Source organism: Luteibacter sp. P4_E6 (assembly GCF_056401535.1).
Map to the genome: position 1 here is coordinate 1 of NZ_JBFUJE010000056.1, position 14,762 is coordinate 14,762.

General features: G+C 65.9%; 8 protein-coding genes. 4 read left to right on the forward strand and 4 right to left on the reverse strand.

Annotated elements, in window-relative coordinates:
• Both AC1DT2_RS05965 and AC1DT2_RS05970 read left to right on the forward strand, forming a co-directional pair.
• The coding region (locus AC1DT2_RS05965; protein WP_477295091.1) for a TonB-dependent receptor at positions 1 to 1,821 on the forward strand (1,821 nt) is incomplete at its 5' end.
• A gap of 147 nt (positions 1,822 to 1,968) precedes the next feature.
• Positions 1,969 to 4,245: a family 20 glycosylhydrolase gene (locus AC1DT2_RS05970; RefSeq protein ID WP_477295093.1), complete on the forward strand. Its 2,277-nt coding sequence runs from the start codon at positions 1,969 to 1,971 to the stop codon at positions 4,243 to 4,245.
• 82 nt (positions 4,246 to 4,327) lie between these two features.
• On the opposite strand, the gene AC1DT2_RS05975 is transcribed toward AC1DT2_RS05970, so the two are convergent.
• Positions 4,328 to 8,635, reverse strand: a complete 4,308-nt coding sequence (locus tag AC1DT2_RS05975; RefSeq protein WP_477295095.1) for a DEAD/DEAH box helicase — start codon at positions 8,633 to 8,635, stop codon at positions 4,328 to 4,330.
• Positions 8,636 to 8,731: 96 nt separating this feature from the next.
• Between AC1DT2_RS05975 and AC1DT2_RS05980 the strand changes: the two genes are divergently transcribed.
• Together AC1DT2_RS05980 and AC1DT2_RS05985 are read left to right on the forward strand one after the other, a co-directional pair.
• Positions 8,732 to 10,981 (forward strand): glycoside hydrolase family 3 C-terminal domain-containing protein, encoded by a 2,250-nt coding sequence (locus tag AC1DT2_RS05980; protein ID WP_477295097.1) that lies wholly within the window; start codon positions 8,732 to 8,734, stop codon positions 10,979 to 10,981.
• 43 nt (positions 10,982 to 11,024) lie between these two features.
• Positions 11,025 to 11,801, forward strand: coding sequence for a transporter (locus tag AC1DT2_RS05985; protein WP_477295099.1), 777 nt, complete (start codon positions 11,025 to 11,027; stop codon positions 11,799 to 11,801).
• Here the strand turns inward: AC1DT2_RS05985 and AC1DT2_RS05990 are convergent.
• From AC1DT2_RS05990 to AC1DT2_RS06000, 3 genes are all read right to left on the reverse strand, one after another.
• Positions 11,798 to 11,959 (reverse strand): hypothetical protein, encoded by a 162-nt coding sequence (locus AC1DT2_RS05990; RefSeq protein ID WP_213949947.1) that lies wholly within the window; start codon positions 11,957 to 11,959, stop codon positions 11,798 to 11,800. The two genes, AC1DT2_RS05985 and AC1DT2_RS05990, sit on opposite strands and share 4 nt — an antisense overlap.
• 645 nt (positions 11,960 to 12,604) lie before the next feature.
• Positions 12,605 to 13,399: a virulence factor family protein gene (locus tag AC1DT2_RS05995; protein WP_477295101.1), complete on the reverse strand. Its 795-nt coding sequence runs from the start codon at positions 13,397 to 13,399 to the stop codon at positions 12,605 to 12,607.
• Positions 13,396 to 14,762, reverse strand: a 1,367-nt coding sequence (locus AC1DT2_RS06000; protein ID WP_477295103.1) for a phosphatidylglycerol lysyltransferase domain-containing protein, incomplete at its 5' end; no start/stop codon positions are given. The genes AC1DT2_RS06000 and AC1DT2_RS05995, both read right to left, overlap by 4 nt.

Sequence of the window (14,762 nt, forward strand, 5' to 3'; positions counted from 1 at the left end):
GTGGATAACTGGAACGTCGATTTCAACAGCCTGTTCATCCGCGAGAACTTCGACAACTGGAACCAGTCGATGTACCCGTTCACGGGTAACGCGCCAGGCAACGTGACGAGCTTCACCCAGGGCCCGAATGGCGTCGTCACCGGCGGCCATGTCTGCGGTAACGACAATGCGGGTTGCCCGGCCATCGGCCCGACGCTGATGGACAGCAACGTCCGCAAGTCCGTGGTCCGCACGTCGGCGTTCGACCTGAAGTCGAGCTACGACGGCGACGGCTGGAAACTCGGTGGCGCAGCCGGCTACAGCAAGGCTCGCAACGACGATATCTCGCAGGCCGTGATCGAGCCGCAGTACGCGGGCGGCTACACCTGGGACATCAACCACGGCTTCAACTTCGACAGCCCGGCAGCGGCGAAGAACCCGGCCAACTGGCACATGGGTGACGCGGACGGCCTCGGTGGCTGGCCCGGCAACTACGGTGATTACAGCGCGAATTCGCGTGACACCTACGCCCAGCTCGACTTCAGCAAGTACTTCGACAACTTCTTCAACGAGCTCCAGGTCGGCTACCGCTGGAACCGTCACGAAGAGGGCATGAACGCGCACGTCTACGGCGGCAATGGTCCGACCTCGCTCGCCGACCTCGGCACCGACGGCCTGACCAACGTTCTCGGCAGCGTGGGTGGCTGGGACGGTTCCTCGCAGCACGTCAGTGCCGATCCCAATGCGCAGTACGCCTGGGTTCGCGCGACCAACGGCGGTAACGAGGATCCGGGTACGTTCCTCAACGGCACGTACAAGCTCATCGAGAAGACCAACGCCGCCTACGCACAGCTGAACTTCGCCGGTGGCGGTTTCCACGGCAACCTGGGCATGCGTTACGTCGACACCAAGACCGACGGCTTCGGCTACAACTACTCGGGTGCACCGGTGCTTCCCGCTCCGGCCGGCAGCTACCAGAAAGCGTCGCAGACCAGCAAGAACTGGCTGCCGTCGCTCAACGTGGCCTATGACCTGACCGACGACATCATCCTGCGTGCCGCGGCCGCCAAGGTCATCGCCCGCGCGCCGTACAACATGCAGGTCAACAACCTGTTCCTCAACGACACGGTCCTGACCGGTTCGGGCGGAACCCCGGACCTCAAGCCGTACAAGTCGAAGAACTTCTCGCTTTCCGGCGAATGGTACTTCGCACCGCAGTCCTACTTTGCGATCACCGGCTTCTACAAGAAGATCGACGATTACGTCTTCCAGGACGTGGTGCAGGAGCAGCACTTCAACTCGGCGACCTCCACCGATCCCGTCCAGTTCGCCAAGGAGCTCGCAGCGGGCCTCTGCACGGCTGATGGCTTCTGCACCTACGACATCTCCCGCCCGGTCAACGTCGGCTCCGGCAAGGTCAGGGGTGGCAACGCCAGCTTCCAGCAGGCCTTCTGGGATACCGGTTTCGGCGTCACGGCGAACTACACGTACGCCAAGGGCACGCTCGATTCGGGTGGCCAKCTGCCGTACAACTCGAAGAATGCGTACTCCATCAGCCCGTACTACGAGTTCGGCGCGTTCAGTGCCCGCATCAACTACAACTGGCGTAGCGCGTACCTCGCCGGTGGCTACGTGGCCGGTGCGCCGCCCGCAACCACCGAGGCATACGCCGATCTCGGCGCGACGATCGGCTGGAAGTTCAACAAGCAGATCTCGGTGACGCTCTCGGGCATGAACCTCGCCAACGAACAGTACAAGCAGTACATCGGCACGAAGGACTTGCCGGTTGCGAAGTACACCACCGGTCGCCGTTACATGGCTTCGGTGCACTTCGACCTCTGATAAAGCGTCATGGATACGCGGCCACGGAAGGCCGCAAACCCCTCGAAGCTTCATTCCCCACGGGCCCGACTACTCATTATCGGGCCCGCTTTTTTTTGTGCGTTTCCGGCACAATCGGGCGGTTGCCCGAATTCACAGGAGCTATCGATGCGCCGAACTCTCTTCCTCGCCATGGCCTTTGGCCTTACCGCTTGCGCCAGCCAGCCGAGGCACGAAACCGGGCCCGTCGATAACGTGCCGCTCTCACTCATTCCACAGCCTGCTTCGCTCCAGCGCCTGCCGGGGCACTTCAGGCTCGATACTTCGACCACCATCGTCGTCCCGGCAGGTAACGCCGCGGCTAAGAAAGTCGCCACGCAGCTGCAGGGCTGGATACGCCAGGCGCGTGGCACGGAGATCGCCATCGCCGAGGGCAAGCCGCGCGACGGAGCGATCGTCCTGCTTACCGACACGACGACCAAGGGTCGCGAGGCGTATACGCTCGACGTGAACAGCAATGGCGTGCGGATCGCCGCGAACGATGAAACCGGCCTGTTCTACGGAGCGGTGACCTACTGGCAGCTGCTGACCGATCCGGCATCGCAGAATGGCGTGCCCGCCGTGCACATCGTCGACGCGCCGCGTTTCGCCTGGCGCGGCCTGATGCTCGACTCCGCCCGTCACTTCCAGTCGGTCACCGAGATCGAGCACCTGCTCGACCAGATGGCCCTGCACAAGCTCAACACCTTCCACTGGCATCTCACCGATGACCAGGGCTGGCGCCTGCAGATACTCAAGTATCCGAAGCTGACGGAGGTCGGTGCCTGCCGCAAGCCGGTGGGTCCGGACGTCGCCCTCACCGGGGACCCGGAACGCCCGTACTGCGGCTTCTACACGCAGGACGAGGCGAAACAGATCGTCGCCTATGCCGCAGAGCGACACATCACCGTGGTGCCGGAGATCGAAATGCCGGGACATGCGCAGGCGGCCGTCGCGGCGTACCCGCAGTTCGGCGCCGGCAGCAAGAAGCTCGGCGTCTCGACGGACTGGGGCGTCAATACGGCGCTATTCAACGTGGACGATGGCACCTTCACCTTCCTGCAGAACGTGCTCGACGAAGTGATGGCGATCTTCCCGTCGACCTATATCCATGTCGGTGGCGACGAAGCTGCCAAGGACGAATGGGAACATTCGAAAGCGGTCCAGGCGAAGATGAAATCGCTCGGCATCGACAACGAGGAGAAGCTGCAGGGCTGGTTCGTCGAACGTATCGGCAACTATCTCGACCAGCACGGACGTCGGATCATTGGCTGGGACGAGATCCTCGACGGCAAGGTGCCGGCGAGTGCGACGGTGATGTCCTGGCGCGGTACCAAGGGCGCGATCAAGGCGGCCAACGCAGGGCACGACGTGGTGATGGCACCCTCGCCGACGCTCTACCTGGACCGCCTGCAGTCCACCCTTCCCGACGAGCAGCCGGGTAGCCCTCAGGTGCAGACGCTGAAGAACGTGTACGACTTCGATCCGGTGCCGTCGGATATCGCCGCGGACAAGGCGAGCCACGTGCTCGGCGCGCAGGCCACGGTGTTCACCGAGTACCTGCCGAACTGGTATCGCACGCAGCACGCCGTTTTCCCGCGCATTGCCGCGCTCGCCGAGCGGACATGGTCACCCCAGGCGGACTGGAACAGCTTCGTGGCGCGCATGCCCGCTGAGATGTCGCGTTACCGTGCCGCGGGCATCGTGCCTGCCGATGGCGCGTATGCCGTGGCCATCGCCACGGCGGCCGCGGATAACGACAAGGCGAAGGTCACGCTGTCCACCCAGAATGGCTACGGCACGATCCGATACACCACGGATGGTTCAGCCCCGACCGCTCAGTCCACGGCCTATACGGCGCCCTTCGACGTACCGCTGCCGACGACGATCCGCGCGAATGCCTTCGACAACAGCTTCGCCCTCGCTGGCCCGCGCGACGAAACCGTCGACGCGAAGTCACTCCTGCGGCGCAGCAGCGACCAGCTCGATACCTGTGGCGACAAGCTCGTCCTGCGCATCGAGTCGCCGGACGCGGTGAATGGTGCGCGACCGGTGTACAAGGTCGACATCATGAACACCTGCTGGGTGTGGAAGGGCGTGAAACTCGACGGTCGCTATGGCGTTGACGTATCCGTGGACCGCCTGCCGTACAACTACGCGCTGTGGAAGGACACGGTGGGCATCGTTTCACGCAAGGCCCGCTCGCGTGCCGGCGAGATCGAGGTGCACCAGGATTCGTGCGACGGCCCGAAGATCTCGACCATCGCGCTGGACAAGGCGAAGGACGGGCGGGCGACGTTGCAGGGCATCTTGCCCAAGCGCGAGGGCGTGCACGACCTGTGCTTCGTGATCACCGGTAAGCCCGGGCCGAAGATATGGGTGATCGGGGATGTGCAGCTGCGCTGAGGAGCATCGCCGCTGAATCGGCTCCCACAGAGAGCGACAGCCCGCTCTGTGTGGGAGCCGATTCAGCGGCGATGCCTTTGCCTCAAAACGACATCGCCGTCGGAAATGTCGCGTGCCTCTGCAATGCCGAACGCGCGTCCCGTTCGTCATCGCCCTCAAGCGGCATCAACGTGACGAACTTCCCGGCGATCATCGCCGCCAGGGGCATGCCGTCACGGATGGCGATACGTGTGCCGAGCACCGCAGGAATCTTTGCGGCGCCGGCACTGATTGTGCCGACAAGATTCAGCGGATCGGTGCCCGCGATGCAGACCATCTCTCCGTCATGCTCGCGGTGACGGATCTGCCGCAGGGCTGCGAGTGCCTCCGGTAGCGCGAACTGCTCGCCCACCAGGCCATCGACGAAACGGCCGCCGCGGATTTCGCCGCGTGCCTCCAGGCGATGAAACACCCGGCGCAGGTCTCGCCATGCCGGCAACCAGGCCGCCTCACGTTCGAGAATGCGCCAGCTGACCACGCCATAGCGGCGCAGCAGTGTGCGTGCCATATGGTCGAGCCCATCGGCATCGTTGCGCTGTTCGGTCGGCCGACGCGCAAGCGACCAGCGCCCCGCATCCTCGATACCACTCATCATGTGCCGTCGCGCGCGGCGCTGGCGACTGCCGTTGCGCTTGGACGCCGGGAGCAACAGGGCTCGCAACCCGGCAAAGCTGTCCGCTGTGACGCGGCCGGCAGCCACCAGTTCGCCGAGTGCGTCTTCGAGTTCGGTGCGCAGCAAGCGCGTAGTCGATGCGAGCTCATCGAAGAACAGCGCGCCTTCGTCACGAAGCGCATCGGCCACGGCCTGCGCTCGCGACGACAGCGGCAATTCGTCGGAGATCGCCGGTGCCGCCGCCGACCAGATCGGCAATTGCCGGCGCGGCAACAGCACGATGGGCGTGGAACGAACGGGGCCACCGCTGCCCGTACCCAGGCGAAGGCGACTCCATACCACGCGACCGGCCCGGCAAAGGTCATCGAGCCAGCCGATGCTGTAGTCGCTGACACGGGCCGGCAGAAGTTCGGCCTCCCAGCCACCCGCGGCGGCCTCGAAACCTTCGAGCTGCGCGATCACGCCGGCCAGCGCGTCGGGCCCGGCGACCTGCGTGTTGCGGGTCACGTGCTGCCAGTCGAGCAGGAAGCGCATGAAGTCGCGCGGGGCGACCGGTTCGATCTCGCGGCGCAGGCGCCCGATCGTGTAGCGATGGATACGGGCGAGCAGATGGCGCTCGCACCATTCGACCTCCGTGGTGCCCGGCGAGAACGGTCCGCGCATGACATAGCCTTCGGTCTCGAGGGATGTCAGCGCGAGGTCGAGAGCGCCGGCATCCACACCGAGCGACGAGGCGAGCACGCGAGCCGGCACGGGGCCAAGCCCGCCGAGGCGCCCTCGGACGATATCGACGAGTGCGGATTCCGGCGTCCATGCCTGCACCTCGAACTCAGCCGGGGCGGCCATCGCGGGCGAGAGCGATGCGTCCGGGTGGATGGCGCGCCACGTCGGCAGGCGCTCAGCGGCCACCCACAGCGACACCTCGCCGTGGGTCAGTTCGGTCGCGCGCGCGTCCCTGGCCAGGCTGCGTAACAGCCCCGTCCACGAAGGATGCTCGCGCATGTCGTCCCCGGTCACCGCGCCAAGGAGCATGAGTGCCTCATGCATTTCGTCGGCGTTACGGGCTTCCGGCCATGCTTCCTCGCGTACGGCCGCGATCGCCTCGGCGTCGAGCCGGCCAAGATCGTCGGCCGTCTCCGCCTCGTTCCAGCGGCGCGACTGCACCGCCTGTGTCCGGCGCTCTTCCAACGGCGCGTCGTCAAGAAAGGCATACGGCGCGGCATTGAGTATCTCGGCAGCCAGCGGCGACGGCGTGGCGAGGTCGCGCGAAAGCATGCGGATGGCGCCCGATTCCAGTCCGCGCAGGATGGTGAGCAGACCTTCGCAGTCCATCGCTTCGTGCAGGCAGTCGTCGAGCGTCTGGTTGACCAGCGGATGGTCGGGAACCTCGCGCTCGCCGACGAGGTTTTCGGCGCACGCCACCTGGTCGGGAAAGACGGTGGCGAGCAGGTCTTCGCTCTTCATCCGTTGCAGCTGGGGAGCGACCTTCTTGCCGCCGGTGAAGCGCGGCAGCGCCAGTGCCGTGGTCGCGTTCCAGCGCCAGCGCACGCCGAACAGCGGCGCGTCGAGCAGGGCCTGGATCAGCACGTGCTCCGCGGAGTTCGAATGCAGGTAACGCGCCACTTCTTCCAGCGGGAAACTATGGCTGGTGGACAGTGACAGCACGATGGCGTCTTCGGTCGCGGCAGCCTGCAGTTCGAAATTGAATTTGCGGCAGAAGCGCTTGCGCAGCGCGAGGCCCCAGGCGCGATTGATCCGGCTGCCGAACGGCGTGTGGATGATGAGTTGCGTGCCGCCGGATTCGTCGAAGAAACGCTCCATTACCAGGGTGTCGCGCGTGGGCAGCGCGCCGAGTGCCGCGCGTGCACGGAACAGGTAGTCGACCACCTGTTGGGCCGCCGCCTTGCTGAGGCCCAGGTCGCCGGTCAGCCAGTCGAGCGCTGCCTCGCGGCCACCTTCGTCGAACTTCTCCGAGATATCCGTGCGCAGGCGGGACACACCGATCGAGAGTTCGTCGGTGCGTCCAGGCGCTTCGCCCAGCCAGAAGGGAATGTTCGGTGGCTGCCCTTGCGCATCCTCCACACGCAGGCGGCCCATTTCCACGCGCATGATGCGATAGGAGCGATTGCCGAGCTGGAACACGTCACCCGCGAGGCTTTCCACAGCGAAGTCTTCGTTCACCGTACCGACCACGATCGCCTGGGGTTCGAGCAGGACGTTGTAGTCACCCGTGTCCGGAATGGTGCCGCCGGAGGTCACCGCGGTGAGCTTTGCCCCGCGTCGCTCACGAAGGCGCTTGTTGACCGCATCGCGGTGAATGTACGCACCGCGCGGGCCGACACGCGTGGTGAAGCCCTCCGCCAGCATGCGCACGGTCTCGTCGAAGGTCTCGCGCTTGAGTGCATGGAACGGATACGCGCGACGCACGAGGTCGAACAGCGCGTCCTCGTCCCATTCCTGGCAGGCGACTTCGGCAACGATCTGCTGGGCGAGTACGTCGAGCGGCTGAAGGGGCATCACCAGGGCATCGAGTTCGCCGCGACGCACGCAGTCGAGCAAGGCAGTGCATTCGACCAGGTCGTCGCGTGATGTCGGAAACAAACGCGCCTTCGGCGTGCCGCCGACGGCATGGCCGGCGCGGCCGGCTCGTTGCAGGAAGGCGGCGATGGAACGTGGCGAGGCGATCTGGCAGACCAGGTCGATGTCGCCGATGTCGATGCCGAGTTCGAGCGAGGCCGTGGCGACCAGGGCACGCAGCTCGCCTTTCTTCAGGCGTTGCTCCGCGTCCAGGCGCTGTTCGCGGGACAGGCTGCCATGGTGTGCCGTGACCGCCTCGCGCCCGAGCCGCTCGGAAAGGTGTCGCGCCACGCGTTCAGCCATGCGCCGCGTGTTGACGAAGATCAGGGTGGTGCTGTGCTGCTCGATCAGGTTCGAAAGCCGGTTATAGACCAGCTCCCACATGTCGTTGGACATCACCGCTTCGAGCGGCACCGGCGGAACTTCCAACGCGAGATCACGCTTACGCGTATGGCCGATGTCGATGATGGCGCAGTCTTCCTTCGCACTGCCGGTGAGGAAGGCGGCCACTTTCTCGATGGGCTTCTGCGTGGCCGAAAGCCCGATCCGCGTGATACGACGCTGCGCCAGCGATTCGAGGCGCTCCAGTGACAGCGCGAGGTGACTTCCGCGCTTGCTCGACGCTACGGCATGGATTTCGTCGACGATCACTTCGCGTACGTTGGCCAGCATCGCGCGGCCCGACGCCGAGCCGAGCAGCACGTAGAGCGACTCCGGCGTGGTCACCAGGATGTGCGGTGGACGCTTCTTCATGCGCTCGCGGTCGGACGATGGCGTATCGCCCGTGCGCACGGCGGTGCGTATCTCGAGATCCGGTAGCCCCTGCTTGCGCAGCTCCTCACGAATGCCGGCCAGCGGGGCCTCGAGGTTGATGCGGATATCGTTCGAGAGCGCCTTGAGCGGCGAGACGTAGAGGATGGTGGTCCGGTCCGGCAGGCCGCCGTCGCGCACACCCTCGCGCACCAGCATGTCGATCGCCGAGAGGAACGCGGTGAGCGTCTTGCCGGACCCCGTGGGTGCGGCGACGAGGGTATGTCGGCCGGAGCGGATCGCCGGCCACGCAGCCACCTGCGCGGCCGTGGGCTCCGGAAACGTGTTCCCGAACCACGCGGCAACCGCCGGATGAAAGGCGTCTAGCGTTGTCGACTTTTGTGAATTCATTGAATCACTTAAGTGGGGTCCACGGGGCCACGGGTCAAGTTCCAGCCTAACGCGAAGCGGTCTCGTGGGTTGCGATGAAAACGTTACTGAGGGAACGTGGCGCTTTCCCCCCGGATCGACTTCGTGACCATGCCCGATACCGCGCGCCGCACTGCCCTCGCCTTCGCCATCACCGCTGGTCTCGCTGCCACCGCCAGCGCGGCCACGCCGCCTTCCCGGCCCTGGATGGATCGCTCGCTGTCGGTGGATCGCCGGGCCGAGCTCGTCGTCGCGGCCATGACCGACGATGAGAAATTTCGCCTGATCCGCTCCGACTTCGGCCTTGTCAGCGATAAGCACGGTGTGCCTGAAGGCGCCGTGGGTGGCGCGGGCTACGTGCCCGCCCTGCCGCGCCTCGGCCTGCCCGCCATCAATGAAACAGACGCCGGGCTGGGCGTGAACAAGCCCGGTATCGACGGCAAGGGTGCGATCTCGCTCCCGGCCGGACTGGCCACGGCCGCCAGCTTCGACACGGCGGTGGCCCACGCCGGCGGCCGGATGATCGGCGGCGAGGCCCGCGGTAAGGGCTACGGCGTGCTGCTGTCCGGCGGCGTCAACCTGCTGCGCGATCCGCGCAACGGTCGCAACTTCGAATACGCCGGTGAGGATCCGATCCTGGCCGGCAGCATCGTCGGCGCCACCATCAAGGGCATTCAGGAACGCAAGATCGTCGCGACGGTGAAGCACTTCGCCATCAACGACCTCGAATCCGGCCGCAACACGCTCAGTTCGGACATCGATCCGGTCGCCCTGCGCGAATCCGACCTGCTGGCGTTCCAGATCGCCATCGCCCATGGCGACCCCGGTTCGGTCATGTCCTCGTATAACCGCGTCAACGGCACCTACGCCGGCGAACACGACTGGCTGCTCAACCAGGTGCTGAAGCAGGAATGGGGCTTCAAGGGTTTCGTCATGTCGGACTGGGGTGGCGTGCACAGCGGCGCCAAGGCGGCGTTGGCCGGCCTCGACCAGGAATCGGCGGGCGAGGTGTTCGACGCGGAGGTGTTCTTCGACAAGCCGTTGCGTGCCGCCGTCGCCTCGGGTGAGGTGCCGAAGACGCGCCTGGACGACATGGCCCGGCGCATCATGCGCAGCCTGATCGCGCACGGCGTCATCGACGATCCCATCCCGACGAAGCCCACCACGCCCGTGCCCTACGACGCCGACCGCAAGGTCGCCCGCGACACGCTCGAGGCCGGTGCCGTCCTGCTGCGCAACCAGGGCGGCCTGTTGCCGCTGGCGCGCCAGGGCCAGTCGGTCGTGGTGATCGGCGCGCACGCCGACAAGGGCGTGCTTGCCGGCGGTGGCTCGTCCACTGTCACCGACGAAGGCGGCGACCCCGTGCCGGGGCTGCAGCCGACGGGATGGCCGGGGCCGGTGCGTTACCACGCCTCCGCGCCGCTGACCTTCATGCAGAAGCTGGGGACGAAGGTGAGCTTCGACCCGGGCACCGACCCCGCCGCCGCGGCGAAGGCCGCCGCTGGCGCCGACGTCGCCGTGGTCTTCGTCACGCAGTGGGCTGCCGAGTCCTTCGATGTCGCCGACATGGCGCTACCCGATGGCCAGGACGCGCTCGTCGCCGCCGTGGCGAAGGCCAATCCGAAAACGGTGGTCGTGCTGGAAACCAATGGCGCGGTGAAGATGCCCTGGCTCGACAGCGTCGGTGCCGTACTGCAGGCCTGGTATCCCGGCTCGGGCGGCGGCGAAGGCATCGCGCGCCTGCTGTACGGCGAGACCGCGCCCTCGGGTCGCCTGCCGATGAGCTGGCCGAAAGACGAAACCCAGCTTCCGCGTCCGACCATCCAGGCGGCCGGCCTGTACTCGAAGGATAAGCCGGCGGACAACGTCGACTACAACATCGAAGGCGCCGATGTCGGCTACCGCTGGTTCGAGAAAACCCGGCGCGAGCCGCTGTTCGCCTTCGGCTACGGCATGACCTATACGAGCTTTGCGTACAGCGACTTTGCCGTGGATAAGGACGCCAGGGGCCACGCCGTCGCCCACGTCACGGTGAAGAACACCGGTAAGACCGCTGGCGCCGATGTGCCGCAGGTCTACGTCACCGCCCCGGGCGCGGCCACGCGACGTCTGGCCGGCTGGAGCAAGGTGTCGCTGAAGCCTGGCGCGAGCCGCCGCGTCGATATTCCGCTCGAGTCGCTCGCCCTGGCGCGTTACGACGATGCAGGCAAGCGCTGGCGCGTGGCGCCCGGTACGTACGCGGTGAAGCTTGGCCGCTCGGCCAGCGATATCGCTGCCGAGGCCACGGTCACGGTGGGCGAGAGCTTCCCGGTGGTGAAGGCGCCCTAGGCGCCTGCACGACACGGCGACACGGGATAGCCACAATGCGCGCATGAACCTGCGCCCCGCCCCGATCGTCGCCACCCTCCTGTGCCTTGCCTCGGCACCTGCCTTCGCCGACCCGCCCGACTTCGACCGGCCCGGCGCAGGCTTCGCCACCAGCGTGCTCCCCGTGGGCACGCTGGCGCTCGAACAGGGCCTGCCGACCTATGAGCGCCAGCGTCAGGACGGGCTGCTCGACAAGACCTACACCGCCGATAGCCTGGTCCGCATCGGGCTGGGCGGCCCGGCGGAACTACAGGTGGGCGGCTCGGCGTGGAACCGGCTGGAAGAAAGCGGCGGTGGCTCCCGCCGTCATGCCGTTGGCCACGGCGACACCAGCGTCGGCCTCAAGATCGCGCCAGGGGGTTCCGGTGAGACGGGCACGTTCAGCTGGGCTGCCCTGGGTCAGGTCACGTTCGCCAACGGCGATCAGGATTTCAGCAACGGCGCGAAGGAGTATACCCTCGGCGCCACCGGCCAGTGGAAGCCGAACGACACCTGGCAAGGCACCTTGTTCGCCAACGTCGATCGCCTGCAGGGCCGCAACACCTGGACCCTGGCACCGACCTTCGGGCGCAAGCTTGGCGAGAACTGGATGGCTTACGTGGAAACGGATGCGATCCACGATGCCGAGGACGGCAACGAGTTGCAGGCAGGCGGAGGCGTGGCATACAGCATCGGTGACCATGCCCAGCTCGACGCCTACGCCCTGCACCGCATCGGCACGCACGGCCCTTCAGTAGTCGCCGGCCTCGGCGTCTCGATCTTCTTCGGCAAGAAGAGCTAGCGATTGCTTCTACGCATGGCGCGCACCAGCAGCGCCGTAAGCACAAGGCCGATGACCAGCCCGATGCCACCACCCCAGACGGCGCCCGTGCGCGAGTCGATCGCGTAACCGATCCCGAAGCCCATCAGCATGAACAGTGGTAGAGGCAGGCATCCCATGGCTCGATGCTACCGAGAAACCCACCCGAGATAAAAACATGGCCCTCGCGCTCACGCGGAGGGCCATGACGGACGTCCCTTGGTCCGGTGGCATGAGCCACACCAAAACGCGGCCCGACAAAGCCGGCGCGGCGTTATCGCCGATGAAGGGGGGATCGATCCTGTTACCAGGGACTGACGGCATCCTGCCATCGGATCGGTCATCGGCGATTCGGTCGTCCCGACTGGCTTCTGGCCAGGCGGGACACGGGATCTATAGTGCGTAGGTGCGCCGACGACGGATATAGGAGGATTCTTAAAAACGTCCGCTCATTTCTGACGTCGATGCTGCCTGCGTGTTATGTCAGGCGCTGGCGTGGCGCTCAGGTCGCGGTCGGACGCGGCGATCGTGCGCATCGCGCGCCGGTGTCGGCGGCGCCGGTTTCGGTACGGCCTGGGTCATGGGCGTGCCACGGCTTGCGAGGCTGCGTAGCCGCGCGCAATCGGAGGACCCGTAGTCTCGTTTTCCCGGTTCTCGTTGCATCGATCGTCTCCTGCCTTCGTCCCGCCCGAGTCAGCAGCGTGATCCGGAAAAGAGAAAATTCCGGTGGCGCGGCGGTGAACGTTTCGTGACAGGTCTTCACGGGCCCGAAGGCCCGATAACCGTTAAGGCGACGTGGAGACGGATGCCGCGGCAGCGGGCATCCGTTCGATCAACTCCGTGGCGAGCTGCTCGTAGTTCTCGTCGAAATGGTGCGAGCCGGCTTTCTTGTACACCGTGACGAACGAAGGCAGCTTCGGATCGGTGCAGCCACTGTCGCTCGCATCTTCGGTTCCGTAATAGCAGGCCATCGGCGGCTTGCCGCCGAGCGCCAAAATCGGCGGGACGGCGTCGGTATGGACCACGGGATTGAGCCACTGCAGGAGGTTGTGCGTGTGCGTCGTCCACCAGCCCTGCTGCATGTAGCCCTCGAGCTCGATCTCGAAGTTCACGTCACGGCTGGCGGACAGCAGGACGAGCTGGCTGAGCTTCGCGCGGTTATCCGGGCGCAGCTTGCCGACGATGGTCGGCAGCACGTCGGCACCGAAGGAATAGCCGATCAGGAGCACGCGCTTCTTGTTCCACTGGGCGGTGTAGCGGTCCAGCAGGCGATCGAGGTCGTGGGCCGATTCATCGGGCGAGCGGTAGCGCCAGAAGTACTTGAAGGTGCTCACGCCGGCGACGGGGATGCCGCGTTGCGTGAACACCGCGCCCAGGCGTTGGTCGAGATCCCACCAGCCGCCATCACCGGAGTAGATGACGACGAGCAGGTCTTCCTCGCCGGCCGGCGCGGCCTTCAGTGCCGGCAGTTCGACGGTCGACACTTCCATCGAAGCGTGTGTCCACGGATGCCAGGCGAGCAGGCCGAGCACGACCGCCGCAACGAGGACGATCAGGATGTAACGCAGGACCTTCTTCATCGACGCACCACGCCGCCCAGGCCACCGGAAATCAGGCTGGCGACGTTCGCCAGTGCCAGCGGCAGGCCGATGCCTCCGCCGACGGCGATGTAGCGCGGCTCCCATTCGGGATCGAACTTGTCCTTGTAGCGATGCAGCCCGCGGAAGTTGTAGAAGCGTTCGCCGCGGCCGAACACCATGGCGCCGAAACGGCTCCACAGCGGCGCGGTGCGACGGTTCTGCAGACCCGATAGCGGAGCCATGCCGAGGTTGAACCAACGATAGCCTTCGGCCTTCGCCCAGACCATCAGTTCGATGAACAGGAAATCCATGATGCCGGAGGGTCCGTCGGGCAGGTGGCGCATCAGGTCGACGGAGGCTTCTTCCTTCGTCGCCGTCACGAAAACATTGGCGAAGGCGACAGGCTCATCGCCCTGCCATACCACCGCCATGGGCGTACGCGCGAGATAGCGCTCGTCGAACAGGCCGAGCGAGAAACGCTTCTCACGCACTTTCTTGTCGCGCATCCAGGCGTCCGAAATCAGCTTCAGGCGCGGCAGCAGCGCGGGAACGCCTTCGACGGGAACGATTTCCATGCGCAGACCGTCACGGGCGAGCTTGTTGACGGTGCCGCGCAGGGTCTTCTTCGACTTACCGTCGAGGTTGAAGGTTTCCAGGCGCACGCGCGCCTCCTCGCCGATCTTGAGCAGGCTCATGCCGACCTCGAGGTAGAGGTCGAGGTCCTCCGGACGGACCTGGTAGAACAGCGGCCAGCCGCCAGCGCGTTCGCATTCCTCGCGGAAGCGCCAGACCAGTTCACGGCGCGCATCTTCGTTCTCACCGACCGGGTCACCCATGGCCACCCAACTGCGGCCTTCGATGTCGTACATGATGAAGGCGCGGTCGTCCGGCGCGAACATCAGCATCTTGTCGCCGACCAGGGCGAGGTGGGCCTGGGCCGAGGAGAAATGTTTCAGCAGCGGCATGGCGCGCGCCAGGTCGGCGTCGCCCGGCAGCGCACGGCGGGTGCGTGCGGGACGGATGAGGTTGGCCAGGGCGAACAGCATGACCACTGCCGTGGCGCCCACCAGCGCGCGCAGCGCGCGCGGGGCGCCACCGTGGTGAAAGCTGAATTCCCACCAGAGGTTGTTGCTGTATTCGACATGCTTGAAGCTGAAGAACACCAGCCACGTGGCGCAACCGAGCACGGCGGCGATGGCCGCCATCCAGCCCACCGAGAAGCTGGCGCGAAACAGCGAGGCACGCCGGTAGAAGTGGCGATGTGCCGGGGCAAGGGCGAGTGCCAGCAGCGATAGCAGGGTCGCTTCCTCGTAGTCGATGCCCTTGAGCAGCGACAGGACGGCGCCGACGATCAGCAGCACGA